At 72.4% G+C, this 24,965-nt stretch carries 20 protein-coding genes and 1 pseudogene; 13 read left to right on the top strand and 8 right to left on the bottom strand.

Annotation, left to right across the window (positions count from 1 at the left end):
• Positions 1-121: 121 nt before the first annotated feature.
• Positions 122-817, bottom strand: coding sequence for a sigma-70 family RNA polymerase sigma factor (locus AB0G74_RS20690; protein ID WP_361148258.1), 696 nt, complete (start codon positions 815-817; stop codon positions 122-124).
• A 66-nt stretch (positions 818-883) separates the two neighbouring features.
• Positions 884-1,522 (bottom strand): hypothetical protein, encoded by a 639-nt coding sequence (locus AB0G74_RS20685; protein WP_361148256.1) that lies wholly within the window; start codon positions 1,520-1,522, stop codon positions 884-886.
• Between the two features lie 595 nt (positions 1,523-2,117).
• Between AB0G74_RS20685 and AB0G74_RS20680 the strand changes: the two are divergent.
• Both AB0G74_RS20680 and AB0G74_RS20675 read left to right on the top strand, forming a co-directional pair.
• Positions 2,118-3,026 (top strand): annotated as a pseudogene (locus tag AB0G74_RS20680) (ferric reductase-like transmembrane domain-containing protein); the annotation flags it as partial.
• A gap of 251 nt (positions 3,027-3,277) precedes the next feature.
• Positions 3,278-3,850, top strand: coding sequence for an isochorismatase family protein (locus tag AB0G74_RS20675; protein WP_361148254.1), 573 nt, complete (start codon positions 3,278-3,280; stop codon positions 3,848-3,850).
• A gap of 380 nt (positions 3,851-4,230) precedes the next feature.
• On the opposite strand, the gene AB0G74_RS20670 is transcribed toward AB0G74_RS20675, so the two are convergent.
• Positions 4,231-4,698: a GNAT family N-acetyltransferase gene (locus AB0G74_RS20670; RefSeq protein WP_361148252.1), complete on the bottom strand. Its 468-nt coding sequence runs from the start codon at positions 4,696-4,698 to the stop codon at positions 4,231-4,233.
• A 122-nt stretch (positions 4,699-4,820) separates the two neighbouring features.
• Here AB0G74_RS20670 and AB0G74_RS20665 point away from each other — a divergent pair, with 122 nt between their 5' ends.
• Entirely contained in the window at positions 4,821-5,045 is a 225-nt protein-coding gene (locus AB0G74_RS20665) for a DUF4287 domain-containing protein (protein ID WP_361148250.1), read from the top strand.
• Between the two features lie 70 nt (positions 5,046-5,115).
• On the opposite strand, the gene AB0G74_RS20660 is transcribed toward AB0G74_RS20665, so the two are convergent.
• Positions 5,116-5,997 (bottom strand): serine peptidase, encoded by an 882-nt coding sequence (locus tag AB0G74_RS20660; protein ID WP_361148248.1) that lies wholly within the window; start codon positions 5,995-5,997, stop codon positions 5,116-5,118.
• A gap of 230 nt (positions 5,998-6,227) precedes the next feature.
• On the opposite strand from AB0G74_RS20660, the gene AB0G74_RS20655 reads away from it, so the two are divergent.
• Positions 6,228-6,695: a CU044_2847 family protein gene (locus AB0G74_RS20655; protein WP_361148246.1), complete on the top strand. Its 468-nt coding sequence runs from the start codon at positions 6,228-6,230 to the stop codon at positions 6,693-6,695.
• A 19-nt stretch (positions 6,696-6,714) separates the two neighbouring features.
• Positions 6,715-11,331 (top strand): WD40 repeat domain-containing protein, encoded by a 4,617-nt coding sequence (locus tag AB0G74_RS20650; protein ID WP_361148243.1) that lies wholly within the window; start codon positions 6,715-6,717, stop codon positions 11,329-11,331.
• Here AB0G74_RS20650 and AB0G74_RS20645 read toward each other — a convergent pair.
• Together AB0G74_RS20645 and AB0G74_RS20640 are read right to left on the bottom strand one after the other, a co-directional pair.
• Positions 11,328-12,656, bottom strand: a complete 1,329-nt coding sequence (locus AB0G74_RS20645; protein WP_361148241.1) for an MFS transporter — start codon at positions 12,654-12,656, stop codon at positions 11,328-11,330. The genes AB0G74_RS20650 and AB0G74_RS20645 overlap by 4 nt on opposite strands.
• On the bottom strand, positions 12,653-13,306 hold the full coding sequence (locus AB0G74_RS20640; RefSeq protein ID WP_361148239.1) for a helix-turn-helix domain-containing protein: 654 nt from the start codon (positions 13,304-13,306) through the stop codon (positions 12,653-12,655). Before AB0G74_RS20640 ends, AB0G74_RS20645 begins: the two co-directional genes overlap by 4 nt.
• 130 nt (positions 13,307-13,436) lie before the next feature.
• Between AB0G74_RS20640 and AB0G74_RS20635 the strand changes: the two genes are divergently transcribed.
• A complete protein-coding gene (locus AB0G74_RS20635; RefSeq protein WP_361148237.1) occupies positions 13,437-15,488 on the top strand; it encodes an FUSC family protein in 2,052 nt (683 codons plus the stop codon).
• Positions 15,489-15,843: 355 nt separating this feature from the next.
• Positions 15,844-16,086, top strand: a complete 243-nt coding sequence (locus AB0G74_RS20630; RefSeq protein WP_358826768.1) for a DUF397 domain-containing protein — start codon at positions 15,844-15,846, stop codon at positions 16,084-16,086.
• Positions 16,087-16,341: 255 nt separating this feature from the next.
• Here the strand turns inward: AB0G74_RS20630 and AB0G74_RS20625 are convergent, their stop codons facing one another.
• Complete coding sequence (locus AB0G74_RS20625) at positions 16,342-17,079, bottom strand: ATP-binding protein (protein WP_361148235.1); 738 nt, start codon at positions 17,077-17,079, stop codon at positions 16,342-16,344.
• A gap of 456 nt (positions 17,080-17,535) precedes the next feature.
• Here AB0G74_RS20625 and AB0G74_RS20620 point away from each other — a divergent pair, with 456 nt between their 5' ends.
• The 3 genes from AB0G74_RS20620 to AB0G74_RS20610 all read left to right on the top strand — a co-directional run bounded on the left by AB0G74_RS20620 (position 17,536) and on the right by AB0G74_RS20610 (position 20,756).
• The gene (locus tag AB0G74_RS20620; RefSeq protein WP_358826769.1) at positions 17,536-18,369 is read left to right on the top strand and encodes a helix-turn-helix transcriptional regulator; all 834 of its coding nucleotides are present in this window, start codon (positions 17,536-17,538) and stop codon (positions 18,367-18,369) included.
• Between the two features lie 273 nt (positions 18,370-18,642).
• A complete protein-coding gene (locus AB0G74_RS20615) occupies positions 18,643-20,100 on the top strand; it encodes an aldehyde dehydrogenase family protein (protein WP_361148233.1) in 1,458 nt (485 codons plus the stop codon).
• A gap of 113 nt (positions 20,101-20,213) precedes the next feature.
• A complete protein-coding gene (locus tag AB0G74_RS20610; RefSeq protein ID WP_361148231.1) occupies positions 20,214-20,756 on the top strand; it encodes a DinB family protein in 543 nt (180 codons plus the stop codon).
• A gap of 830 nt (positions 20,757-21,586) precedes the next feature.
• Here AB0G74_RS20610 and AB0G74_RS20605 read toward each other — a convergent pair.
• Complete coding sequence (locus AB0G74_RS20605) at positions 21,587-22,309, bottom strand: VOC family protein (protein ID WP_361148229.1); 723 nt, start codon at positions 22,307-22,309, stop codon at positions 21,587-21,589.
• Between the two features lie 84 nt (positions 22,310-22,393).
• On the opposite strand from AB0G74_RS20605, the gene AB0G74_RS20600 reads away from it, so the two are divergent.
• The 3 genes from AB0G74_RS20600 (at position 22,394) to AB0G74_RS20590 (ending at position 24,931) form a co-directional block, all read left to right on the top strand.
• Positions 22,394-23,035, top strand: a complete 642-nt coding sequence (locus tag AB0G74_RS20600) for a PadR family transcriptional regulator (RefSeq protein WP_361148227.1) — start codon at positions 22,394-22,396, stop codon at positions 23,033-23,035.
• A gap of 133 nt (positions 23,036-23,168) precedes the next feature.
• Complete coding sequence (locus AB0G74_RS20595; protein ID WP_361148225.1) at positions 23,169-24,155, top strand: ATP-binding cassette domain-containing protein; 987 nt, start codon at positions 23,169-23,171, stop codon at positions 24,153-24,155.
• The gene (locus AB0G74_RS20590; protein ID WP_361148223.1) at positions 24,152-24,931 is read left to right on the top strand and encodes an ABC transporter permease; all 780 of its coding nucleotides are present in this window, start codon (positions 24,152-24,154) and stop codon (positions 24,929-24,931) included. The genes AB0G74_RS20595 and AB0G74_RS20590 overlap by 4 nt, the downstream gene beginning before the upstream one ends.
• Positions 24,932-24,965 lie beyond the last annotated feature (34 nt).

Here is a 24,965-nt window from a genome sequence, read left to right as displayed (position 1 = left end):
GTATCTACCGACTCACCCACCGGAGAATCGACATGGGCAAACACGGCAAACTCCGACCACAAGCCCACCCGTTTGAGAACCCGTCGACCGCCGGTGCCCGGAGGCACCGGCGGTCGACGCGTCAGGCCGCCGCGAGGGCGTCCTCCGGGGTGAGCCAGGCGCAGGCCAGGTCGCGGCGGGCGCGGGCCACGCGGGAGCGGATCGTGCCGACCGGGCAGTCGAGTGCCTCGGCCGCCTCCGCGTAGGAGAGGCCCAGGATCTGGGTGAGCAGGAACGCTTCCCGGCGGCCCTCCTCCAGGGTGTCGAGGGCGTCCTGGAAGGCGATGGAGTCCTCGAAGCCCGGGGGCTGGTGGCGGTGGTGGGCGCGTTCCGCCGCGTCGAGCCAGTCGTCGGCGGTGTCGGCGATCCGGGGGCGTACGGCCGCCCTGCGGATGCCGTCGACCACCACCCGGCGGGCGATCGTCAGCAGCCAGGTCCGGGCGGACGACCGGCCCGCGAAGCCACTGAGGCTGGTCAGGGCACGGGCGTAGGTCTCCTGGGCGAGGTCGTCCGCGCCGCCGGGGGCGTCGAACGCGCCTCGGGTGCCGAGGGTGAGGTGGGTGACGAACCGTCTGACGTCGTCATAGGTGGCTTCGACGAAGAGTTCGGTGGCCCGGCGGTCGCCGGACCCGGCGGCCAGGGCCCAGCCGGTGATCTGGGCGTCCCGGCGGCCCGTGGGGCGGTGCGACCGGTGCGGCCGGTGCGTTCCGGAGGCCGATGAGGCAGGCGCGGCGGGCGCGGGAGTGCGTACGGGGGCGTGGGGGGGTGAATAGAGCATGACAAAAAGGTCCTTCGCGTCCGAGCAGTCCCCGGCGGTGCGGGGGTTGGGGAAGGGGGTGGTGCGTCAGGACGGAAGGAGAGGGGGCCCGCGGCGGGTGACGGCCCGCAGGAGTAACAGGGACGCGGGCAGCCGTACATGCCGCTCCGGGACGCGCCGCGGGCGTACGACCCGGGGCGCGGGAACGGCGTACGCGCCGCGCAGTACGGCATACGCGAACCGCAGTCGGCCCCCGGCGAAAAGGTCCAGGGCCAGCGCCAGTTGGGCCAGCGCGCGCTCACCGCGCCAGAGCCACCAGCCGCAGACCGCGCCCGCGACGGCGTGCGCGGCGGTCATTCCCGAGAGCAGTCCGGGCAGCAGTACGGCGGGGTCGACGACCCCGGACACCGGGCCCGGCGGCGCGTGATGGCCGGTCGCCGGGCCGCCCGGCCCTCCGGACCCCTCGTGGGGGAAGAGTCCGAAGAGGAGATGAAGCGCGGCCTGGACGAGCGCGCTGACGGTGACAACTGCCCCGGCGGAACGTTCCTTTCGAGTGAGGCGCCATGCCAGCAGGCAGACCGGGGGGACGGCGACGGCATAGGAGGTGGGGGGTGGGGATGTGCCGGAGGCGAGCGTGTGCCCGGCTCCGGACACCACGACGCACACCGCGGCGAGTACCGCGGTGTGGGTGAGGCGGAGTGCGGATCCGGCTCCCATGCGGCTCATGGTGCCAGCGTGCCGGGCGGCTGAGGGAGTACCGGCCGATCCGAGGATGTCGGAGCATCGGATGCTTTGCCATGACTTCACAACCTGTGACGCACGTCACAAAGATGGTGGGGGAACTCATTCCGCCCGCCGGACGACCACTGGTGGACAGTCCCTCGTCAGCCACCAGTAAGGAGCGGACGCGATGCAGCCCCCCACGGAGCGCACGGCCCCCGACTCCGCCCCCGAACTGGTACGAATTCCCGAGCCCGGACCGGGAGACACCGCGACGGGATCCGGCGCGACCCCGGACGCGGCGGCCGAGGCGGCGCCCGACGGCGACAGAGCCTCCGGCGACCGTACCGCCGTACCCGCGTCCCGCCCGCCGTCCGAACCGGAGCCGGACCCGGAGCCGTCCGCCTGCGGTGGCGCGGGCGGAGCGCCCGAGCCCCGTACGGCAGCCGACGATACGTGCCCCGGCGCCGCACCGGACCCCGCTCCCGACCCCGCGCCGCCCGCGAAGGCCGCGAAGACCCCGGCGTCCGGCGACACCTGCCCCAACGCCGCGAACGGCACCCCCTGTTCCGGCGGCGGCTCGGGACCGGCCCCCGGATCCAACAAGATCACCCTCCGCTCCGACCTCCGCGCCGCCTGGCTCGACGGACTGATCGCCCTCGTCATCACGGCCGCGCTCTTCGTCCTGATCTGGGCCCGGATAAAGTCCGGCGCCTCGTCCACCACGACCGTGATGCCCTTCATGGGCGAGGACCCCGGCGCCTTCTGGCTCTACTTCCTCAGCCAGGCGTTCGGCTGGTCGGCGCTGCTGTGGGCGTGGGTGACCGTGATTCTCGGGCTGCTCGTCTCCGGCTCCCGGCCCGACTGGTTCCCGCTCAGCGGGCCGCGCCTGACCCGCCTCCACCGCACCACCAGCCTCAACACCATCGCCCTCATCGCGGCCCATGCCCTGCTGTTCGCCGCCGAGTTGATCCGGCACGACACCGACAGCTGGTACGGGGCGACCTGGACGGCCTTCGTCGAATCGTTCGTACCCGGCGGCTACGAGACCGGCACCGGCCGGATCGCCATCCCGATCGGCCAGGCCGCGCTCTATCTCGCGATCCCCCTCGGACTGCTCTTCTACGTCCGCCAGCGGATCGGCCCCAAGACCTGGCGGGTGATGCACCGCTTCGTCATCGCCGTCTATGTCCTGAGCGTCTGGCACACCCTGCTCTACGGCACGAACGTCTGGTACGACGGCTGGTTCCGGACCACCGTCTGGCTGCTCCAGCTCCCCATCGCGCTCCTCTTCCTGGTTCGCCTCCTCAGCCCGGCCCGCCGCTCCGAACGCCTCCCGGCCCTCACCGCGACCGAGCCCGCCGCCCGCCCCCTGTGGACGGCGCGGGCGACCGGCCGGCTCGCGGCGGCGGCGATCATCGCCGTCATCCTGGCCGTCGTCGTCTCCGGCCGTGACGGCGGCCGGCAAGAGCCCCCGGCGGACACCACCTCCACCCACAACCACGACTGACCGCCCGCCCCCGGGCCCGGCCGGACGGACCACGGCCGGGCCCTCGGCCGCCGGGCCGTACCCGGGCCGCGCCCGGCGGCCTGATGTTCTTCGCGGCCCGCACCCCGGTGGTGGGTTGCTCGCGCAGTTCCCCGCGCCCCCAAATGCCCTCCCGGGCATCGCGAACGACACCGGGCGGGCCGTACCCCCGCGCCGCGCCCCGGCGGGAAAAGGTCTTCGTCCGGCGCCGGGGCGGGCCCTACCGTGGGGCCATGTCGCACCGAGCAGCGCTTCTCGTCATCGACGTCCAGAACGCCATGGTGGGGATCGCCCACCGACCCGCCCCGGTACTCGCCGCGATCGCCGGGCTCCGTGAGCGGGCCATCGCCGCCGGGGTGCCCGTCGTGACCGTGCAGCACGGCGGCGGTGGGCTCGAACCCGGGACCGAAGCGTGGCGGATCGCCCCCGCCGTCGCCCCCGGAGACGGGGAGACCGTGGTTCACAAGGCCAGCGCCGACAGCTTCCTCGGCACCGAACTCGACGCCGTGCTCAAGGAGTCGGGTGTCACGGAGGTCGTCGTCACCGGCTTCGCCACGGAGATCTGTGTCGACACCGCCGCCCGGCAGGCCCTCAGCCACGGCTATGACGTCCTGCTCGTCGAGGACGGCCATATGACGTCCGTACGGCCCGAGGGTTCCCCGTACGCAGCCCCGGACGCATCCGTCGCCCACCACAACGAGATCTTCAGGACGATCCGCTACCCGGGGCGCGCCATCCGGGTGCTGCCCGCCGACGGGGTCGACTTCGCGGCACCGCCCGCGTCCGCGCGGCAGCCCGCGAGCTGATCCGGGACACGCGACGCCCGTGGTCCGGCCCGGCCGGAAGGGATCTCCGGCCGGGCCGTGACGGCGGGCCTGCCGGGACAGGCGGCGCGCCGAGGTCCACCGGCAGGGGGACCGGACCGTTCGACCGCGCCCCGGCGTCCCCCGTTCCCCAGCCGCCCGGCGTACGTCGTACGGTCCGGCCCTCCTCCTCGGCCACCCGGCTCCAACGCGGAGACGGGGGGTCGTCGTCACCGTCGATCCCGCGCGACCCGGCGGTGACGGCGCCGGTGTACGACTTCATCCTGACCCGCACCGGGGGCCGTCGCCTTGTCCGTACGCGTAATGGGCTTGTCGATGCGCGCAGCCCGGGTTCTCACGGCCGGGGAGGCGTACGGTGCCACTCAGTCGCCGGACTCCGGCTCCGCCTCCGGTACCAGCCGCTTGAACATGTGGACATCCTCCGCCCCGCCCGGGAAGCCCAGGGTGCGGCCCGTCTCCCGGTAGCCGTGGCGCTGGTAGAAGCCGGGGGCCTGGAAGGTGAACGACGAGACGCACGCCCGGTCGCAGCCGCGTGCCCTGGCCTCCTCCTCGGCGGCGAGCAGCAGCCGGCCGCCCCAGCCGTCGCGGCGGCTGGCGGCGCGGATCCACAGCATCTCGATCCCGAGCAGCCCGCCCCATGTCCAGCCGGTCAGCCCGCCGATCAGTTCGCCGCTGTCGTCGACGATCTTCACCGAGAGGCTGGTCTGGTCGGCGGCCGTGGTGCCCGTGGCGGGGAAGTTGACCTCGTCGAGGCCGTCCGACAGGGCCTGGCTCAGCTCGGTGTCGCGGTGGCCGACGCTGAGGACCCCGCCGTGGTGATCATGTGACATGGCTCGAAGTCTTCCACGGCGACCCCGGGAAATCCGATGAGTTTCCGGGCCGCCGACGGTCATGATGTGTGCTGTCGCGGCCACCGGGTCGCATACGCCGTCTGACCCGTACGGAGGATTCCATGGCCGAGAACGCCCAGCCCAAGGGGCCCGCGTCCTACTTTCCCGCGATCGAGAAGAAGTACGGGCGGCCCGTCGCCGAATGGCAGGAGCTGATCCGGGCGTCGCCGCTGACGAAGCACATGGAGCTGGTGGCCTGGCTGAAATCCGAGCACGGGCTGGGGCACGGGCACGCCAACGCCCTGGTCGCGTACACCCTCAAGGAAGACGCTGCGGCGGCCGGATAGCCACCCGGCCGCCGCCACGGGCCCGCCGGCCTACGGGCCTACGAGCCCACGGGCCTACGAGCCCACCGGTCTATGAGCCCGCCGGTTCCCCGGCCACCGTGACGGAGTTCAGCGCCCGCGCCACCGCCCCCGTCGCCAGGTAGTTCGCCACGAGATGGAAGTCGAAGGCGTGGATCCGCTGGGTGATGTCCTCCGTGACCCCGAGGAACCGCCGGGCCACCCCGCCCTTCGGTACCGCCACCACATCCCCGATGTCGGCGATGTTCACCCAGCGGCGGACGACCGGCGGCCGGGCACCCAGGCCGTCGGCGGAGGGCGCCGGGTCGAGCCGGTGGAACACCGCGTGCGGGATCGCCAGCGGCGACCCCAGGGTGATCAGCAGATCGACCGGCGCCCCGCCCTCGTCGCCGTACCGCCACAGCGCCTCGTACGCCACCACCGAACCGAGCGAGTGGGCGATCACCACCTGCGGCGACCGCTCCCGCAGCGCGCCCAGGACCACATCGCGCGCCCTCGTCCGGCGCCGGGACTCGTTCGCCGTCGAGAAGTACGCCGCGACCTCCTCGACGTGGCGGTCCGCGAACGCCTCCACCCGCTCCGGATCGAGCTTCTCCCGGTTCGCGACAAAGCTCAGGGCCTGGCGGAACGGCCAGGTCAGCAGCCCCTGCGGCGGTTCGGCGGGCAGCTCCAGCTCCTCCAGCCACCAGCGCAGCGACCGTTCCGCCCCGACGCTCAGACCGGCCAGCGGCACCCCGCCGCCGACGCTCTGACCGCCCGCCTCCTGGAGCAGATGGGCGTAGTAGGCGACCGTCAGGTCGTACGACTCCGCCGCCTCGCCCAGCGGTCCGCGCGCCAGATTGCGCCGCCAGGTCCCGGCCATGTGCTCGGCCGCCGGGCCCGCGTCCAGGCCCTCCCAGTAGTTGCCGATCCCGTGCACACCAAGAATCCGCATCCCGGATCCGCCCCCCCTCGTACGGTCGTACGGTGTTCCAGCTCGGGCCGGACCGTTCACGGCCCGGCGGTGAGCATGCCGGGGCGCCACCCCGCTGTCCAGTGGCCGCCCGGGGGCCGGTCACCCGGCCGCTCACGGGGCGGATCCGGTGCCGATGCCCGGTGCCAAGGCCCGCTTCGCGCGGCTATGTTGGGGCGGTACGTGCCGCCACTCGCCGACCGAGGAGAACGATGCGCGAGGTTTCCCGCTTCCGGCTGTCGGACGGCGGTGTCGTCAATATGGAGGTCGACGCCGACGACTCGGTCGACCACGCCTACCGGGGCCCCGCCGGATACGAGGCCAGGACGCCGTTCTCGCACACCATGCGCACCATCGGCCAGGCGGTCTCCGAGGCCGTGGAGAGCCTGATCGAGAGCGGTAGATCGGAGCGGCGGCCGCGCGAACTCTCCATCGAGTTCAATGTCCGGCTGAGCGCGGAGGCGGGCGCCACGGTCGTCTCCGACGCGGCCAACGGGCACTTCCGGATCAAGGCCACCTGGGACTCCGCCCAGGAGGAGCGCGGCCCTTGGATCGCCCACCGGGGCGACGTGGAAGCCCTGACAGAGCTGGTGGATGAGCACGACCGGGAGCGCGGCGATCTCCTGCGCAGGATTCGCGATTTGGAGGCGTATCTGCACGCCCGCCCCGAGGGGCACTGACCCGAGGGCCCCGCTCCCCATGACCGCCACGCCCGACGCGGCGCCGCCGCCGGAGCGCCAGGGGACGTACGGGGGGACCCCGCCCGGTCCCCGTAACCCCATCGTCCCTATCGACCCGGCCGACCCGGTTGAGTCAGCCGAACCCGTCCTCGCGGCGGACCCGGCGGACCTGGCGGACCCGGCGGAGACGCCCGCCCCGGACCCGGCTGGCCCGGCGACCGCCACGGCCGCGACCGCACCCGAGCCGACGCCCGGCACCGCCCTCGTCCTCTCCGTCGGCGACTTCCGGCACACCCCCGTCGTCGATCCGTACGCCGAGGCCCCGCCGCTCACCGACACCACCGGCTTCGCCCGGCTCGGCTTCGCCCGTTCCCGGGCCGAGGCCGTCGGCGCCTCCCTCACCGGACTCGGCTACCACCTCCACGGCGACGGCGTCCTCGCCGACCCCACCCGGACCGTCGCCCGCGCGACCCTCGACGACGTCATCGCCGACGAACGCCCGGGCGGCGGGCTCGTCCTCCATGTCATCAGCCACGGCTGGACGGACCGTACCGGCGCCCTCCGGATCGCCCTCGCGGACAGCAAGCCGAACCAGGGCCTCGACGTCGAGTCCCTGCTGCGGGACCTGGAGAACTCGGAGCGGTCCGCCGCGCTCGTACTGCTCGACGTCTGCCACGCGGGCGCCGCCGTCCGCTGGCAGTGGCAGAACTGGCAGACCTGGTCAGCCGGACTGCGCGCCGGGGCCCGGGGTGCCGCCGCCCGCCGGGCCTGGGTGCTGGCGGCCGCCGCGCCGGACGAGCAGGCGTACAACGGCCGGTTCAGCCAGGCCGTCGCCCTCGTCCTGGAGCGGCTGCGCGTCAACGGCCTCGACACCGACGCGTCGCTGGAGTACGTACCGCTGTCCCTGGTCACCCGCGAGATACGGACGACGCTCGACACGCTCTGGCGGGACGCGGAAAGCGCCGAGCAGCATCTCGACAGCACCCCGATCGCCCTCGGCGACGAACCGTCGCAGCGACTGTTCCGCAATCCCCGGTACGCGCCCACGCCGCTCGCCCGACTCCGCCAGGCCGCCGAGGAGTCGCTCCGCAGTATTCTCGCCGAACTCGACCCGGTCCTCGACGCCCACCACTACATCACCCGCGCCTTCGGCGGCACGTCGACCGATACGGCCACCACGACCTGCCTGTTCAGCGGGCGGACGGCGGAGCTGGACATGCTGACGCCCTGGGTCGACGGCACGGTCCCGGAGAGCCTCGCCGTGGTCACCGGCGGCCCCGGTACCGGAAAGTCGGCCCTCCTCGGGCTGCTGGTCTGCGCGGCCCAGCCCGAGCTCAGGGACGCCCTGTTCCAGCGGCTGCCGCAGTCCGCGCTCCCCGGGCGGGACGACACCTTCGCCGCCGTCCACGCCCGGGGCCGGGACGCCGGACGGCTCGCCACCTCCATCGCCAAGCAGCTCCGGCTCTCCTCACTCCCGCCGCAGGGGGTGACCCCGGCCGAACTGGTCCAACGGCTGACCGCGACGGCAAAACGCAGGCGCGGCCCGGTCCCCACCGTCGTCGTGGACGCCCTGGACGAGGCGCTGGACCCGGGCGAACTGGTCGAGGTACTGCTGCTGCCGCTGGCCCTGACCCGGGTCGACCAGCGGAGCAGGGGCGGCCCCCGGCCCGTCTGCCGGCTGCTCGTCGGGACCCGGACCACGGACACCGTGCCCCGGATCGTGGCCGAGGCGCGGGCCGCCGGGCTCCTCGTCGACCTCGACGACGCCGACCCGGCCGTCCTCCGGACCGATGTCGCCGGATTCGTCCGCCGCCATCTGGAACTCTCGCCGCTGTACCACGCCAAGGGGCAGGCGGCCGTACGGGAGAAGCTGGCCACCGAACTCGCCGCCGCCCTCGTGCCCGACGAGCCACTGGAGGACGGCGCCGCCCCCGGCCCGTACCTCCTGGCCCGGCTCTATCTCCACCAACTCCTCGCCGCCACCGCGCCCGTCGCGCCCGACCAGGTCACGGCGGTCGTCGCCCGGGCGCCGCGCACGGTCGTGGACATGCTGGAACTGGAACTCGCCCGACTGGAGGACCCGTTCGCCCGGCCTCTGCTGAAGGCATTGGCGTACGCCAAGCACCCCGGGATGCCCGCCGCGCTGCTCCGCGTGGTCGCCACGGAGTTCGTCCGGGCCAGGGCGTGGCGGGACCGCGGCGCGTCGGACGACGGAGTCCTCACCGAACCCGACGTAGAACGGGAACCCCTGCCGGACGGGCCCACGGCCGAGCAGACCGCCGCCACCCTCGACCGGCTCGCCTTCTACCTCCGCCGGACCGCCGACCCCGAAGGCCCCACCCTCTACCGGCTGTTCCATCAGCAACTCGTCGACCAGCTCGCGGGCCGCCGCTACCGGGCCGCCCTGACCGTTTACGACGGGCTGCTCAATCCGCTGCGTACCGCACCGGGCGCACCGCTCCGCTGGGACCTGGCGCTGCCGTACCACGCCCGCCACGCCCTCGAACACGCCGCCGACGCCCGGCGGGCCGATGAACTCATCGCCGACCCCGGCTTCCTGATCCACACCGGCCCTTCGTTCCTGGCCATGGAGTACGCCCGGGGCGACACGGCCCGGGAACTCGCCGCCGTCTACCGGAAGTCCGGTATCCGGCACGCCGCCGTGGACGCCGCCGGACGCCGGTCCCTGCTCGCCATCGACGCCGTACGGTCCGGCCGGGGCGGTCTGCTGCCCCTGATCGGCGGAGGTCTGCCGCCTGCCGGGGGCTGGACCCCGCTGTGGGCGTCCGGCTCGGCGGGCGAGGAAGCGGCGGCGACGGTCCTGCGGGGCGGGCCGGGGCCGGTCAGATGGCTGAACATCAGATCGACGGATGGACGGGGACGTACGGAGATCCGATCCGGTACCGGCGTATTCGGCGGTGGCACGGCCCGCTGGGACCTGGCCAGAGGGCAGCGGTTCCCGGCGGAAGCCGCCTCTTCCGAACGGTCCTGGCCGATGTTCCCGAGGCCGGTGAACCCGGGGCCCCTGACGGAGACGGAGTCCGAACTGACGAACCGGCCGGGATACCTCCGGCGCGACGGGCGGCGGCTCAGGATGCTCGATGGCGGCCCGGACGGACTGATCCGGTTCTTCCTCGAAAGGGCTGAGTCGCATCAGTTCGCGGAGAATGTACAGAACATCGCGTACGAGCCGTACGGGTCCCCGGTCGTCGCCCTCGCTTCCGGCTCGGCGCTGCGCCCCCGGCTCCAACTGGTTGACCTGGAGAGCGACGATCTGCTCGTGGCGACCAGCCGCAACTGGATCAGGGGCCCGGTCCGGTCCATGGCCGTGTACGCGGTCCGGCCCGGCCGGACGGTGGTCGCCGCCCGGACCCCCGGCGGAACCGTCGTCTGGACCGTCGACACCACCGGCGATCTGCCGTACGACGAACTGACCACGATCCCCGACCCGGACGGGGAGAACGACGACTCCGGTCCGCTGACCCTGCTGCCGGACTCAGCCGGGGAGCCGCTGCTCGCCGTCGCCCGGGGCCCGGCCGTCACCCTCCACTCCCTGGGGGACACCGGCCAGCCCGTACGCGTACTCGGCGGCGGCGCCCGCTCGGTCACCGCCCTCGCCTTCGCCCGTTCCGACGGCCGCCCGCTGCTGGTGGGCGGTGCCGCCGACGGGACCGTACGGGTCTGGGATCTCGACACCCCGACCGCCCCCGACTCCGGGGTACGCCACCCCGGCCAGGTCACGGCCCTGGCGACCGGTGCCGTTCGGGGCCGCCGGGTCGTCATCGGGGCCGTACGGGGCGAGGTGTGGATACGGGACCTGGCGACCGGCCGCACCCTGCGACGGCTGGAGACCGGGCAGGTGGGGCTCTCCGCCCTGGCCGTCACCCGGCTCGGGCGGCGGCCGGTCGTCGTCACGGCCGGTGCGAGCTGGGAGATCCGGATCTGGGACCTCGAACACGGCACCCCGGTCGGCCGCACCCTGACCTTCGACGCGGGCCGGGTCACGGCGCTCGCCACCGGACGGCTCGACGGGCGGACCGTCGTCGCGGCGGGCAGCCACGAGACGATCGCCTTCTGGGACGCGGCGACCGGCGCGCTCATCGGGGAACACCCCTCCGCGCACCGGGAGATGGTCTCCGGCCTCGTGTTCGTCCCCGGCACGGACCGGCTCGTCTCCACCGGCTGGGACGGCGCCGTCCGCTTCTGGCGGCTCACGGAGGACGCCCTCACCCCGCTCGCGACCGGCACGGTCCCCGCGCCCGTCACCTCCGTCACCGTCACCGTCACCGACGGCCCCGGCCGTCCGCTGGTCCTCACGGGCGACGGCACCGGAGAGATCCGGACCTGGGACGCGCTCACCGGCGAGGCGTCGGAGGTACGGATGCGGGGGCACCGGGGCGCTCCCCGCCGGGTCGTTCACGGCCGGTACGCCGGGGAGCCCGCCGTCTTCTCCCTCGGCAGCGACCACACCCTCCGGGTCTGGCACCGGCCCACCGGCCGCCCCCTCGCCCTGCTCGACCTGCCCGACCGCGCGACCGACCTGGTCCGGGCCTCCCCGGGGCTGCTGGCGATCGCGGTCGACCGGGACGTGGTCCTCTTGAAAGAGGGCGTCCCGGCGCCCGAACGGCGGAGCTAAGGCATGGTCTCCGGCAGGGCGTCCGGCTTCCGGGCGTCGGGCGTCGGGGCATCCGTCCCCGGCCCTACGGGCGTTTCCGCCGCCGCGCCCCGGACCGTCAGCGACCGGACCTGGCGGCTGCAGAGCGCCGCCGCCGTCGCCGCCGTGGTGAGCGCCACCCCGCCCAGCAGCGTCGCCCGGGTGCCGTACTCCTCCGCCAGCGGGCCCGCGACCATCTCGCCGACGGGCAGGGCGAGCAGGGAGCCGAGGATGTCGTACGAATAGACCCGGGCCAGCCGGTCCTGCGGCACGTTCTCCTGGAGGGAGAGGTCCCAGGCCACCCCGAACTGTTCGATCGCCATTCCGTTCACGAACATCGCCGTCATCAGCAGCGCCACCGGGGCCGCCTCCGCCAGCGCGATCAGCGGCAGCGCGTCGAGGGCGACCACCGCCACACCGATCCGCAGCATATGGCGGGAGCGCGACCGGGCCACGAGGAAGCCGCCGACGAACGCCCCGGCCATCTGGGTGGCCAGCACCAGACCCCAGGCCGTACGGCCGAAGGTGTCGTCCGCGATCGCCGGGCCGAGGACCTGGATCCCGCCGGACATCACCGCGTTGACCACGAAGAACTGGCAGACCACCACCCACACCCAGGTCCGGGACGTGAACTCGGTCCAGCCCTCGCGCAGTTCCTTCAGCGGCCGGGCCCGGGGCGGGGGAGCGGCGTCGGTCGGCGCCGGGGGGACCCGGACACCGTGGTACGCCACCGCCGCGCCCAGGAACACCAGCGCGTTCAGCGCCATACCCCAGCCGGAGCCGAGCGCCGACGCCAGCAGCCCGCCGAGGGACGCGCCGGTGATCACGCCGAGATTGGCGCCCATCCGCATCACCGCGTTCGAGCCGCGCAGCATGCCCTCCGGCGCGACCTGCGGGATCAGCGCCGACGTCGCGGGCAGCGAGACCGCCGACAGCGCGCCGTTGAGCACGCTCAGCACCACCAGCAGCGTCATCGACGACATATCGAGCAGCAGCCCGGCCGCCACGCCCGCCTGGGCGAGGGCCGCGCCGACACTCGTGCCCTGGAGGATCACGGCCCTCGGGAGCCGGTCGGCGAGCAGCCCGCCGAAGAGGACCAGCAGCACATTGGCGATCGACCGGGCGCCGACCACCAGACCCAGCATCACGGCGGAGCCCGTGAGGTCGAGTACGGCGAAGGCGAGCAGGACCGGGGCCATGGCGTTGGCCAGCTGGGTCGTGGTCCGGCCGATGACGAGACGGCGGAACGAGGGGTGCCGCAGCGGCGCGAACAGGGCACCTTTGGCGATCGCGCGCCCGCCGCTCACCGGGCCTCCCGGGAAACGCTGCCGGAAGCACCGTCGGAAGCGTCACCGGAAGCATCCGCGTCCGGCTCCGGCTTCCCGCCCGTCTCCGGCTCACCCTGGTCCTCGTTCTCCGCCATCCGGAACAGCAGCACCGTCGCGCTCATCCGTACCGCCCCCTCCGTGCCCGGCGGCAGCGCTTCCTCGTGCACGATCCGGCCCAGTTCGGCGGCGAGCGCGCGGGCCCGTTCCCAGGTCTCGGGGCGTACGGTCAGCTCGGCGTCCGTGAGGTCGCCGGGGAGTCCGGGGATCCGCTGACCGCTGCGCCGGACCATCTCCGAGGCGAGGGCGGACGCCACCGCGACATGGTCCTCGGGGCCGCCCGCCGGGAGCGCCGGGCCGTCGACGGGGTGGCGGTAGCGCTTGGCGCGTCCGCCCCGGACGGTGGTCTCCTCCGCCAGTTCGAGGAGCCCGGCGTCGTACAGCAACCGTATGTGGTAGCTGATGTTCGCCTGGGTCTCGCCCAGTTCGCGGGCGGCCTCGGCGCTGCTCAGCGGGGCACCGGTGAGCAGGGAGAGGAGCCTGAGGCGCAAGGGGTGCGCCAGGGCGCGATAGGAACGCAGCTCGGTTGCTCGGCGGGGCTCGGCGCTTTCACGGGACTCGGCTTCGACCATGGCGAGCAGTCTCCGACCGCCCCCACCCCACCGTCAAACAATTATTTGGGGGTTGGGGACCTCCGGGTCGGTGCCCGAACCCGCGCGCCGCGTCATAACCATACAAACTCGGGCAGATAACCTCACCGCCATGACCTGGTTCCGCGCGCTGAGGGAGACCGCGCGGTCCGGACTCGCCGTCGACCGCTCCGGACTCGAACCCCTCCTCGCTCTCCGGGGCGCCCTCGGCCTCGCCCTCGTCGTCGGCTCCACCCTCGCCCTCTTCGGCCCGCTGGCCGCCGTCAGTTCGGCCTTCGGCGCGTTCCAGGCCGTGATCGCGACCTTCCAGCGGAGCTGGCGGCCCCGGCCCGTACTGGCCCTGGCCTCCGGCGGCTCGCTCGCCGTCTCCACCTTCGTCGGCTATCTCACGGTCGGCCGCCTCCCGCTCTTCACGGTGCTGCTGGCGGTCTGGGCGCTGGCCTCCGGACTGGCCTGGGCGCTCGGGCCGACCGTCGGCATCATCGCCTCGTCCAATGTGGCGATCATGCTGGTCACGGTCACCCTGCCGACCTCGGTGGCGACCGCCGCCGGACACGCCGCCGTGATCGCGGCGGGCGGGCTCGTCCAGGCGGCGCTGATCGTGCTGCTGCCGATCCGCCGCTGGGGCGCCCAGCGCGACGCCCTGGCCGACGCGCTCGCCGCCGAGGCCGACTACGCCCGCCGGCTGCGCCGCGACCCGAGGGCCGCCTTCGACCCCGCGCCCCTGATGCTGGCCCGCAGCGCCGCCGCCGTCAGCCCCCGCCAGGCCCGCCGCCGCCCGGCCGAGCTGCACGGCGCCCGGGGTATCGCCGAGCGGCTGCGGCCCGTACTGGCGTCGCTGGCCGACCCGGCGTTCGGCGTACCGGAGGAAGGGCCGGGCCGGGAGCGGGTACGGGAGTTGCTGGCCGCCGCCGCCTCCGTACTGGACGCGGCGGCCCAGGCCGTCCGGCACGGCGAACCGCCCCGGCTCCCCGCGCCCGCCCTCGCCGCCCTCCGCACCCCCGACACCGGCGCGATCCTCACCGGGCCGCCCCGCCGGGCCGCCGTCCGGCTGGCCGCGCTGCTCGCCGACGTCACCGAGACCGCCCGGGGCGAGGGCGGCGGTACGGGGTTCCGGGACCGGCCGTCGCTGCTGCGGCTGCTGCCCGGCGCGATCCGTACCGTACGGGCCGAACTGCGGCGCGGCTCGCCCGTACTGCGGCACGCGGTCCGGGTCGCCACGGTCGTCGTCGCCAGCTATCTCGCGGGTACGGCCCTGCCGCTCGGCCACGGCTACTGGGCGCCGATGACCGCCGTGATGGTGATGCGGCCCGACTTCTCGCAGACGTACGCCCGTTCCGTGGCCCGCTTCGGCGGCACCCTGATCGGCGTCGGGGTCGCGACGGCCCTGGTGGAGACGGCGGACCCGGGAATCCGGGCGGCGGCGGCGCTCTCGGTGCTCTGCGCCTTCGCCACGTATCTCGTGCTGCGCACGGGGTACGCGGCGGCCAATGTCGGGATCTCCGCCTATGTCGTCTGCCTGCTCTGGATGGGCGGCGAGGAGGCGGGCCAGACCGTGCCGGAACGCATTCTGCTCACCCTGATCGGGGGTCTGCTGGCGATGCTCTCGTACGCGCTCTACCCGGCCTGGGAGACGCCCCGGCTGCGGAACCGGCTGGCGGACTGGCTGCTCGCCGACTGCCGCTACGCGGCGGCCGTGGTCGACCACTACGCCGACCCCGACGCCACCGAGGCCGCCGAACGGGAGATCCGGGACGCGCTGCTGGCCGCCCGGGACGCCCGGATCGCCTGGCGGGACGCCCTGGCCAGAGCCGCCGACGAGCCGGTACGCAGCCGGGGACTGTCACACGCCGCGGCGGACGCCGCCGGAGAGGCGCTCGGCGGGATCGGGCGCGGCGCGATGCTGATGGAGGCTCATCTGCCCGCCCACGGGGACGCGCCGGTGCCGGGCGCCGCGAAGCTCGCCGATGCGCTGCGGACGGACGCCGAACGCGCGGCCCGGGCGGTACGGGAGCGTCGGCGGCCCGAATGGGGACGGGTCAAAGAGGCGCTGGCGCGCTGGGAGGACTCGCACGACGTCCTCGAACCCGGGGCCGCCCTGATCGGCACGGCCCTGACCGAACTCTCCGACGCGCTGCCGCCCAAGGGGGACCGAACGCGATGAGCCCTACCGCCCCGTGTCCCGGCCTTCGGCCCGGCGAGATCCGGCCGTCCGGTCCGGCCGCCCGCCCCCGCCCGGCCGTCACGGGCGGGCCGCTGCCCGGACTGTTACCTGAATTCGGGAGCCTTGCAGCCCTCTTACGCGTCTCTCCCTGTGTACGAGGGATTCGCTCCGCCACGCATCGGGGCCGCGGCCGTGGGACGGCCGGCCGTGACCTGAGCACCCTTCACCTGCGTAACCGGAACGCCACCCCGCGTGCACGTGCATATGCCCGTGCGAACGCTCATGCATTCGCACGTGAAACACAGCTATGATCCCCGACTGTTGACACATGCACCTTGTACTTCGGGAGCTACTCGTGCACCACGCGTACAACGGCATGGCGGCCGCGGAGCTTCACGGGGTCGTCTGGCAGAAGAGCAGGCACAGCAACTCCCAGGGTTCCTGCGTGGAATTCGCCAAGCTGCCGGGAGGGAGGGTGGCGGTCCGCAATTCCCGTTTTCCGGACGGACCGGCGCTCGTCTACACCCCGGCGGAGATCGAGGCGATGCTCCTGGGAGTGAAGGACGGCGAGTTTGACCATTTGATCGCCGAGAACTGACTCCGCGCGTCCCGGACCGCGACCGCGTAAAGCCGCGGGCCCCGGGACCCGACCTAGTGCTGGACGACCCGGGCGCCGACGGCGGTCCGGGTCAGCCCCGTACGGGCCGAAGGCCGTTATGAGCCTGTGCCGTTACGGGCCCGGCCATGGATCCGCGGGCCGCAGGAACACGGGAACGGGTCCGCCCGTGGGCGGACCCGTTCCCCCGGCCGGTTCGGCGCGCCCCCGACGCGCCCGACTCCGACCCCGCGCCGCTCAAGCCAGCCTGAACAACGCCCACACGACCTTGCCGTGCAGCGCCCCGGCGAGCGGATGCCATCCCCAACTGTCGGCGTAGGCGTCGACCAGGAAGAGCCCCCGGCCGGATTCGGCGGTGCCGTCCGGATCGGGAAAGGACTGCTCGAACCCCTCGGTCTCGAACCCGTCGGCCTCGAATCCGTCGGTCCCGAATGCCCCGGCCTCGAATCTCTCGCCGTCGAAGCCCTTCCCCTCGAACCCCTTCCCTTCGAACCCCTCGACGGCGTCCAGGGGTTCACGGGAGCCGGTCCGGTCCAGGGCGTCCACTGCGTTCAACGGGCTCACCCCGTGACGGGGGGCACCGAGGGCGCTCGGAGTGCGAGCGGGGTTACGGCGCGCGACGGCGCCCGTGCCGGGGCCCTCCGCGCTGGGGTCGCGTACCGCCACCACCAGCCGACCGGGCCAGCGCATCAGATGCAGCCGGACCGGGGGCAGAAAGCTCTCGCGGGCGGGCTCGTCCGGCAGGGCGTGCCGCAGCGCGTTGGTCACCAACTCCGAGACCACCAGGGCGATGTCGTCGAAGTGGTCGTAGAGATCCCAGTCCTTGAGGGTCGCCCGGGTGAACCCCCGCGCACCGCGCACCGCCTCGTAACGGGCGGAGAGCGAGCAGGCGGCCGAGCCGAGGGCGCTCGCCGGATCCACGGGTGGCGGCCCCTGCCTCAAAGGCTCGAGCATGGTCGATCCATTCGTCCCCATGCGAGGCACTCCCGGGAATCGCGGCTGTGACGCTTCAGTGACGTTTCAACACGAACGGGCACGCAGGTGCGCGACAACCATGGTTCCCAATGCGTAGGGCAGATGCAAGGGCAGATGCACGTGCACGCGGGCCCCCTGTCCGTTCTTGTGGGTATTGAGGGGGATATCTTCCTCACGCCTGTTTCATGGTCTCCCCAAGTGCTTCCTATTTAAGTAACCGGATGAGTACGGCCCGGAGTGTTTTGGTGGCAGAATCCGGCACTTGGAGTCCGGGGGTACTCCACGCTGAGGTGAAGAACCTGTAGAGATGGAGCTACGGGGGATCAGGCCGGAGCACCGGAACCGAGGAGCCGGCGGCTCCCGGCAGTCGGGCGACAGGACGGACAGAGGGATGGGGAGGGTCGAGTCGTGACCGCAGGCGAGTCCTGGGCTCAGGGCCCGGGTGGCGGATCCGTGGTGCGGCGCATCCTGCTGGGTTCACAGCTGCGGCGGCTGCGGGAGTCGCGCGGCATCACCCGGGAGGCGGCCGGCTACTCGATCCGTGCGTCGGAGTCGAAGATCAGCCGCATGGAGTTGGGTCGTGTGAGTTTCAAGGCGAGGGACGTCGAGGACCTGCTGACGCTCTACGGAGTAGCCGACGAGACCGAGCGGGAGGCGCTGCTCGGCCTGGTCAAGGAGGCCAATATCGCGGGCTGGTGGCAGCGGTACGGCGACGTACTGCCCGGCTGGTTCCAGACATATATCGGTCTGGAGGCGGCCGCCTCCCTGATCCGCATCTACGAGGTGCAGTTCGTCCACGGACTGCTCCAGACGGAGGCGTACGCCCACGCCGTCGTCATCCGCGGCACCCCCAACGCGACCCCGGCCGACGTGGACCGCCGGGTCGCCCTGCGCCTCGAACGCCAGAAAGTGCTGGTCTCCGAGCGCGCCCCGCACCTGCACGCCGTACTCGACGAGGCCGCGCTCCGCCGCCCCTACGGCGACCGGGGCGTGATGCAGGGCCAGTTGAGGCATCTGATCGAGATCTCCGAGATGCCGAACGTCACCCTCCAGGTGATGCCCTTCAGCTTCGGCGGCCACTCCGGCGAGAGCGGCGCCTTCACCATGCTCCGCTTCCCGGAGTCCGACCTCTCCGACATCGTCTATCTGGAGCAGCTCACCAGCGCGCTCTACATCGACAAGGGCGACGAGGTACTTCAGTACGAGAAGGCGATGAAGCGCCTCCAGGAGGACAGCCCGGACCCGGCCGAGAGCCGGGACATCCTGCGGGGACTCCTCCAGCTCACCTGACGGCCGCCGCCCGTCGCCCCGCATCCGCGGGGGCGGCTCCCGGCCTGCCCGCCGCCCGGCCCGCGCCCGCCGGGCCGCCGGGCGGTGATCCCGTACGTCCCGAGACCCCGCCGGGCCCCGCCGCGTACCGAGGTGTCCGAACCCCGACCCGCCGCGGTTTTTATTATCGTGGTCTACACCAACTCCATTAATGCGACCGTATAGTGACGTGACATCAGCATCACGACCAGTCATGCGCTCCCGGGGTATCTGAGGGTAAGGAATCGGATCAACATGTCCTTGTTCACCGAGCTGGCCCACCAGTACATCGACGGCGAGTGGAGGCCCGGGAGCGGCTCCTGGGACATCATCGATTTCAACCCGTTCAACGGGGAGAAGCTGGCGTCCATTCCGGTCGCCACCGCCGCCGAGGTGGACCAGGCGTACCGGGCCGCGGAACGGGCCCAGCCCGCGTGGGCGGAGACCAATCCCTACGCACGCCGCCAGGTCTTCGAGAATGCCCTGCGCATCATCGAGGACCGCGAGGCCGAGATCACCGAGGCCATCATCGCCGAGCTCGGCGGTACGCACATCAAGGCCGGTTTCGAACTCCATCTCGCCAAGGAGTTCCTGCGCGAGGCCATCCAGCTGTCCCTCCGGCCCGAAGGGCGAATCCTGCCCTCCCCGGTCGACGGCAAGGAGAACCGCGTCTACCGCCTCCCGGTCGGGGTCGTCGGGGTCATCAGTCCCTTCAACTTCCCCTTCCTCCTCTCCATCAAATCCGTCGCGCCCTCCCTCGCGCTCGGCAACGCCGTCGTCCTCAAGCCCCACCAGAACACCCCGATCTGCGGCGGCTCCCTGGTCGGCAAGGTCTTCGAGGACGCCGGACTGCCCCCGGGACTGCTCAATGTGGTGATCACCGATATCGCCGAGATCGGCGACGCGCTGATCGAACACCCGGTACCCAAGGCGATCTCCTTCACCGGCTCCGACAAGGTCGGCCAGCATGTGGCCACCGTCTGCGCGGCCAACTTCAAGCGGGCCATCCTGGAACTCGGCGGCAACAGCGCGCTGATCGTCCTCGACGACGCCGATATCGACTACGCGGTCGACGCGGCGGTCTTCAGCCGCTACGTCCACCAGGGCCAGGTCTGCATGGCCGCCAACCGCGTCCTGGTCGACCGCAAGGTGGAGAAGGAGTTCACCGAGAAGTTCGTCGCCAAGGTCCGCACCCTCAAGGTGGGCGACCCCGCCGACCCGGCCACCCACATCGGCCCCCTGATCAACTCCCGGCAGGCGGACGCCGTCACGACCCTGGTCGAACAGACCGTCGAGGCGGGCGCCACGGCCCTCCTGCGCGGCGGCTCCGACGGCAACCTGGTCGAGCCCTCCGTCCTCACCGGACTCGCCGTCGACTCCCCGGTCCTGGGCCAGGAGATCTTCGGCCCGGTGGCGCTGATCGTCCCCTTCGACGGCGAGGACGAGGCGGTACGCATCGCCAACGACACGCCCTACGGCCTCAGCGGCGCCGTCCACACCGCCGATGTGGAACGCGGCGTGGCGATCGCCAAGCGGATCAACACCGGAATGATCCACATCAATGACTCCACCGTCCACGACGAGCCGATCGTGCCGTTCGGCGGCGAGAAGCACTCCGGCAGCGGACGGCTGAACGGCGAATCGATGATCGAGGCGTTCACCACCCAGAAGTGGATCTCGGTCCAGCACGGCCGCTCGCGCTTCCCGTTCTGACGGCCGGACCCCGGTCCTTGCGGACAGAAGCTGTCCGCAAGGACCGTTAGCGTTTGCGGTGTCGGAAGGAGCGGGCGAGCCTCTCCTTGGAACCCCTTCGGAAGGCGAAGACCATGGTCACTCACGTTCCCTCGGAAGCCCGAGGCGACGAACGCGGCGCCCTGCTCGCCTTCGTCGAGGCCCAGCGGGGCGCGATCCGCCGCTCCGTCATCGGCCTCACCCACGAGCAGGCCACCAGCCGCCCCAGCGCCAGCGAGCTGTCCCTCGGCGGACTCCTCAAGCACGTCGCCGAAGTCGAGCTGAACTGGCTCCGGCTGGCCCAGCAGCGCGACAACGAACGCGCCCGCACCCAGGAGACCTGGGGCGACGCCTTCCGCCTCCAGGACGGCGAGACCGTCGAGGAGACCCTGAAGTTCTGGGCGGACGTATCGGCCCAGACGACGGAGTTCATCGCCGCCGTCGACTCGATGGACGACACCTTCCCGCTCCCGGACGCGCCGTGGTTCCCGCAGGGGGAGCGGGTGTCGATGCGGTGGTTCCTGATCCACCTGGTGGAGGAACTCGCCCGGCACGCGGGCCACGCGGACATCATCCGCGAATCCCTGGACGGCCAAACAGCCTTCGGCCTCCTGGCCCTCGACCGCGAAACGCCGTAGCCCCTCCGGGGAGGCCCCGCCACTACCGGGCCGCGCCGCGGCCTGCGGCCCGCCTGTGGCTTGTCGCGCAGTTCCGCCCCCTATGCCTTGGGCAATGGGGGGACCCCCAGCGCCTTGGCCCTCCGGCTGAGGCCCACAACCCCGGGTCGCGCCCGGCGCCCTGCTGTTGTCGGCGGTCCGCACCACCGTCGTGGCTGTTCGCGCAGTTCCCCGCGCCCCTGGTTGCTTTCCCGACCGTCCTCGGGAGGGGGGCGCCCTCCGGGCGGGGGCGGATAGTGCTTCCTCCGGAGGTGTTTCGACCGCGGGCCGTCGTGGGCCGTTCGCGCAGTTCCCCGCGCCCCTAACCGCCTCCCCCGCACCGGCCCTGAAAAGGGCACTGCTCCCGCTAGGAGAGGCCGGACCTGTAGAGAAGACGGGCCCTCTTGGGGGCGCGGGGGAACTGCGCGGGCAGCCCACCACCGGGGCGCGGGTGGACCACAAACGCCAGGCGGCACCCATCCCCCTCCCCCGGGACGGGCTCCAGCCCCGAGCAGCATGTTCAGTCGGCGTGGTCGGGGGGTGCAGGGTCGCCCCCGCAACGGATGGCGGAAAAGAGACGGGTCTCCCGGACAAGAGGCTCACTTCCGCCGTCCGTGAGGAGGTGAGCCCGGAGGCCACCGGCCCTCCCGACGCTGGGCAAGTGCGCCCGCATACCGCTGGAGTGACGGTCACATCTTCAACAGCCCCGCCGGCGCCTGAGGCGCGAACGGCCCCGCCTGGGCACAGGAAACCCCACACCGGGGGCCCGGGGACCAGGAACCCCACAGCGGGAGGCGCCCCCGCGGGAGGCGCTACCGCGTCAAGTCCGCGAGCCTCGCCAAGTCGTCCCGTACCGCCGTCCTGTCCTCCTCCGACAGCGTCGGTTCCACTTCCGCCGCCTGCGCCAGCGCGCTCCGCGCCAAGTCGTCGTCGCCCTGCCGGTGGGCGATGTCGCCGCGCAGGATCAGGAGCCGCAGCAACTGAGGCGGTGTCGGTTTCCGGTCGTCGCGGGCGAGTGCGCGGTCGATCATCCGGGCCGCACCCGGCAGGTCCTCCTTGGAGTCGGCGAAGAGGACGGCCAGGTGCAGGGTCCGTTCGAAGACCTCCTTGGGGGCGGGGCCGATCGTGCCGTCGGTGTCTTGGGCGCCGATGAGCTGTCCGATCCGGATGCTGTTCCCGGTGGGGTCGGTCATCAGGAACTGCCGTACTCCGTAGGACATGTCCTTCAGGGGCCCGATCCGCGGCAGCCCTCGCGTCGGTATCCGGCCGTATGCCGTTTTGAGGCCCGTCCGGAAGGCGGTGTGGAGGCTGTCCACGTCGTCGGTGAGGACGTAGCAGCCGGAGTACGAGGCGGCCGGGTCGTACTCCTTCATGCCGAAGAACTGCAGCTCGACGGTGCCGCGTTCGACTACGGCGTAGGGGTAGGGGCTGCGCTGGCGGAGGGTCGTCTCGAAGCCGAGGGCTTCGTAGAAGGTGACGACGTCGTCCATGAGGGTGGTTTGACACGGGAGGAGCGGGATGGTCGTCTCGGTCATGATGGCAGGGTATTCAAAATTGAGTACTCTAGTCAAAATTGATGTCTCCCGTCCGGCGGGGGACGGGAAAGAGGTGACCCCGTCATGTCCGCGATCCGGCTGCTCGTCCTCGGCTCCGTACGTCAGCACGGGCGGGCCCACGGCTATCAGGTCCGCAACGACCTGGAGTACTGGGGCGCCCACGAGTGGTCCAACGCCAAGCCCGGCTCGATCTATCACGCGCTCAAGCAGATGGCGAAGCAGGGACTGCTGATCGCCCACGAGGTGGCGCCGTCGACGGCGGGCGGCCCGCCGAGGGTGGAGTACGAGATCACCGAGGAGGGTTCGACGGAGTTCCTCGCCCTGCTCAGAGAGTCGCTGACCGGCTGGGACCAGAAGATGGACTCCCTCTCCGCCGGGCTCGGCTTCATGGTCGAGCTGGAGCGCGCCGAGGTGGTCGCCCTGCTGCGGGAGCGGATCGCCGAGATGGAGGGCTGGCGTTCCTCGGTGACCGAGTACTACGACCCGGAGCAGGGGCCCGCCCAGTTCGGGCATATCGGCGAGATCATGCATCTCTGGCTCTCCTCCGCCGACTTCGGCAAGGGGTGGACCCTCGATCTGATCCGCCGGATCGAGGAGGGCGCGTACACCTTCGCGGGCGAGGGGGAGCCGTTCCGGGGGGTGCTGCTGGAGGGCGAGGAGAACCCGTACGCGACCGGCGTCCCGCACCGGGGCGACACCGAGTAGCGGGACCGGGGGCTGCCGGGCGCACCGCCCGGCAGCCGCATCCGAAGCTATTCAAGTTTGACCAATCGGCCCCGGCCGTGGTTTCCTTCCCTTCGCTGGTCAAGTTTGACTACATGCTCGAAAGGGGCCGCGCATGCCGGAACACGTGATCACACTCGACGGCGTACGGAAGGTCTACGGCGCCAAGGCGGCGCTCGACGGTCTCGATCTGGCCGTCGCCGAGGGCACCGTCCATGCCGTGCTCGGGCCCAACGGCGCGGGCAAGACCACCGCGGTCCGGGTGATGTCCACCCTGCTCAGGGCGGACGCGGGCGAGGTCAGGGTGGCCGGGTACGACGTCCGGACCGAGCCGGCCGAGGTCCGCCGCAGAATCGGCCTGCTGGGCCAGCACGCGGCGCTGGACGAGGAGCTGAGCGGCCGGCAGAACCTGGAGATGTTCGGCCGCCTGCACCACCTCGGCGCCCGCGGCTCCCGGGCCAGGGCCGACGAACTGCTGGCCCGCTTCGAGCTGGCCGACACCGGGCCGAGGGCCGTGAAGAAGTACAGCGGCGGTATGCGGCGACGGCTCGACCTGGCCGCGTCGCTGATCACCGAACCGGCCGTGCTCTTCCTGGACGAGCCCACCACCGGGCTCGACCCCCGGGGCCGTACGGAGGTCTGGGAGGCGGTCCGCTCCCTCGTCGGCGGCGGTACGACGGTCCTGCTGACCACCCAGTATCTGGAGGAGGCGGACCAGCTCGCCGACCGGATCTCGGTGGTCGACCGGGGCCGGGTCGTCGCCGAGGGCAGCGCCGACCGGCTCAAGGCCGATCTGGGCGCCGACCGGATCGACATCGTGCTCCGCGACGCCGCCGACCTGGCCCGGCTCGTGCCCCTGCTGCCGTTCGGCGGGGAGGCGATCGCCGACCCGGACCGGCGGCTGCTCAGCGCGCCCGTCGCGGACCGGATGGCCGCGCTCACCGAGACCGTGCGGGTGCTGCGGGAGGCGTCGGTCGAGGCGGAGGACGTCACCGTCCGCCGCCCCACCCTCGACGAGGTCTTCCTCCATCTGACCGGTGACGGCCCCGCGCGGGACACGCGGAACACCCACGACTCCCCGACCGCGAAGGAGACCGCATGACGACCGCGACCCTCTTCCTCTCCGACGCCTGGACGATGACCCGCCGCGAACTCGCCCACTGGGCGCGGATGCCGTGGAAGGTCGTGATCGCGATCGCCTTCCCGGTGATGATGCTGCTGATGTTCGGCTATCTCCTCGGCGGCGGCCGGGGGATCGAGGGCGACTATCTGAGCTATCTGATGCCCGGAATGCTGGCGCTGACCATGGCGTTCGGCCTGGAATCGACCATGACGGCGGTTACCCGGGACCTCAACAAGGGCGTGATCGACCGGTTCCGGTCGCTGCCGATGGCCGACTCCGCCGTACTCGTCGGCCGGAGCGCCGCCGACATGCTGGAGTCCGCCGCCGCCCTGCTGGTGATGACGGGGGTCGGCTTCGCCCTCGGCTGGCGCTGGGACGGCGGCGCGGCCGGGTTCGCGGCGGCCTTCGGGCTGCTTCTGCTGCTGCGGTTCTCGATGCTCTGGATCGGTATCCACCTGGCGATGGTCGCCGGGCGGACCGAGCTGGTGCAGGCGGTCCAGATCCTGATCTGGCCGGTCGCCTTCCTCTCCACCGCCTTCGCGATCCCGGCGGAGATGCCGGGCTGGCTCGGTGCGGCCGTGGAGTGGAACCCCCTCTCCGCGACGGCGACGGCCGCCCGTGATCTGGCCGGGCTCGATACGGGCGGCTCCTGGGCGGCGGACCACGCGGCGCTGCTCGCCGTCGGCTGGCCGCTGGCCCTGCTGGCGGTCTTCTTCCCGCTCGCGGTGAAGCGGTTCCGCGGGCTGGGCGGCTGACCCGGGCCCGGTACGGCTCCGGTGATACCTGATC

The organism is Streptomyces sp. NPDC020875, from assembly GCF_040641415.1.
Classification (GTDB): Bacteria; Actinomycetota; Actinomycetes; order Streptomycetales; family Streptomycetaceae; genus Streptomyces.
This window is presented reverse-complemented; position numbering and strand designations above follow the sequence as displayed.

Excerpts from the sequence above, each read along its gene's own strand:
- AB0G74_RS20690 (WP_361148258.1), bottom strand. The coding sequence starts at position 817 with ATGCTCTATTCACCCCCCCACGCCCCCGTACGCACTCCCGCGCCCGCC.
- AB0G74_RS20685 (WP_361148256.1), bottom strand. The coding sequence starts at position 1,522 with ATGAGCCGCATGGGAGCCGGATCCGCACTCCGCCTCACCCACACCGCG.
- AB0G74_RS20675 (WP_361148254.1), top strand. The coding sequence starts at position 3,278 with ATGTCGCACCGAGCAGCGCTTCTCGTCATCGACGTCCAGAACGCCATG.
- AB0G74_RS20670 (WP_361148252.1), bottom strand. The coding sequence starts at position 4,698 with ATGTCACATGATCACCACGGCGGGGTCCTCAGCGTCGGCCACCGCGAC.
- AB0G74_RS20665 (WP_361148250.1), top strand. The coding sequence starts at position 4,821 with ATGGCCGAGAACGCCCAGCCCAAGGGGCCCGCGTCCTACTTTCCCGCG.
- AB0G74_RS20660 (WP_361148248.1), bottom strand. The coding sequence starts at position 5,997 with ATGCGGATTCTTGGTGTGCACGGGATCGGCAACTACTGGGAGGGCCTG.
- AB0G74_RS20655 (WP_361148246.1), top strand. The coding sequence starts at position 6,228 with ATGCGCGAGGTTTCCCGCTTCCGGCTGTCGGACGGCGGTGTCGTCAAT.
- AB0G74_RS20650 (WP_361148243.1), top strand. The coding sequence starts at position 6,715 with ATGACCGCCACGCCCGACGCGGCGCCGCCGCCGGAGCGCCAGGGGACG.
- AB0G74_RS20640 (WP_361148239.1), bottom strand. The coding sequence starts at position 13,306 with ATGGTCGAAGCCGAGTCCCGTGAAAGCGCCGAGCCCCGCCGAGCAACC.
- AB0G74_RS20635 (WP_361148237.1), top strand. The coding sequence starts at position 13,437 with ATGACCTGGTTCCGCGCGCTGAGGGAGACCGCGCGGTCCGGACTCGCC.
- AB0G74_RS20625 (WP_361148235.1), bottom strand. The coding sequence starts at position 17,079 with ATGGGGACGAATGGATCGACCATGCTCGAGCCTTTGAGGCAGGGGCCG.
- AB0G74_RS20615 (WP_361148233.1), top strand. The coding sequence starts at position 18,643 with ATGTCCTTGTTCACCGAGCTGGCCCACCAGTACATCGACGGCGAGTGG.
- AB0G74_RS20610 (WP_361148231.1), top strand. The coding sequence starts at position 20,214 with ATGGTCACTCACGTTCCCTCGGAAGCCCGAGGCGACGAACGCGGCGCC.
- AB0G74_RS20605 (WP_361148229.1), bottom strand. The coding sequence starts at position 22,309 with ATGACCGAGACGACCATCCCGCTCCTCCCGTGTCAAACCACCCTCATG.
- AB0G74_RS20600 (WP_361148227.1), top strand. The coding sequence starts at position 22,394 with ATGTCCGCGATCCGGCTGCTCGTCCTCGGCTCCGTACGTCAGCACGGG.
- AB0G74_RS20595 (WP_361148225.1), top strand. The coding sequence starts at position 23,169 with ATGCCGGAACACGTGATCACACTCGACGGCGTACGGAAGGTCTACGGC.
- AB0G74_RS20590 (WP_361148223.1), top strand. The coding sequence starts at position 24,152 with ATGACGACCGCGACCCTCTTCCTCTCCGACGCCTGGACGATGACCCGC.